Source organism: Bacillus sp. LR--39 (genome assembly GCF_053613335.1).
Window position 1 is genome coordinate 1 of sequence record NZ_JBSIOT010000799.1, and the last position, 741, is coordinate 741.

Below are 741 nucleotides of genomic sequence, written 5' to 3' on the forward strand. Positions count from 1 at the left end.
ATTATTCATTTTAAATGAACTAAATGTCAAATAAAAAAAGCCTGCTCCCGCAGTTTGCGGATGACAGACTTACAAATTTATTCTTTTTTCGCTTTCTCTAATGCTCTTGAAAGGATAGACAGCCCTTCGGAAACAGCCTGCTTTTCTTCAGGGGACAGCAGCTCTAATGAACGCTTCAATTTCAGGTGGCCTTTTTCATACAAACCCCGGAAAATCTTTTTCGCATTCTCTGTCAACTGAACAACTACAGAGCGGCGGTCCTCTTCAGAATGTGAGCGTTTGACAAATCCTGATTTTTCAAGCCGGTCAAGCAGCCCAGTTGTATTGGACAGGGAAGCCCCCATTTTTTCAGCAATGTCGCTCACTTTCAATGTTCCATGGTTGTTTAATAGCATCAGCACCTTCATTTGCGGCATGCTCATATCCAGCTTCATCCACTCGGATACATCACCGAGCCCGGCGGAAGTTAAGACTTTCATATAGAGCACCCATATTTCCCGTTCCTCCGATGAAAGAATGTTTTCGTTTAAGACTGTTGTATCGTGTAAATTATATTCCATTTCATCACTTCCTCATCATTCACTCCTCTTACCATATTACTCGATTTACACTCCTGAAAGAAAGTGAGCAGAAACCGCATGCGGGACTTTGTCCGAAAAATAACGGTAGTGTATAATGAGTTGGAGATTATTGGGGGAGAGGATCGAACTAGAATATGATTGGAGAGACCATTGCTGATTA

1 protein-coding gene is annotated in these 741 nt (G+C 42.0%); it reads right to left on the reverse strand.

The window, feature by feature from the left end; genetic code table 11:
• Positions 1-77: 77 nt before the first annotated feature.
• Positions 78-560 (reverse strand): MarR family transcriptional regulator, encoded by a 483-nt coding sequence (locus ACWHAR_RS26620; protein WP_003233577.1) that lies wholly within the window; start codon positions 558-560, stop codon positions 78-80.
• Between the last annotated feature and the right edge of the window lie 181 nt (positions 561-741).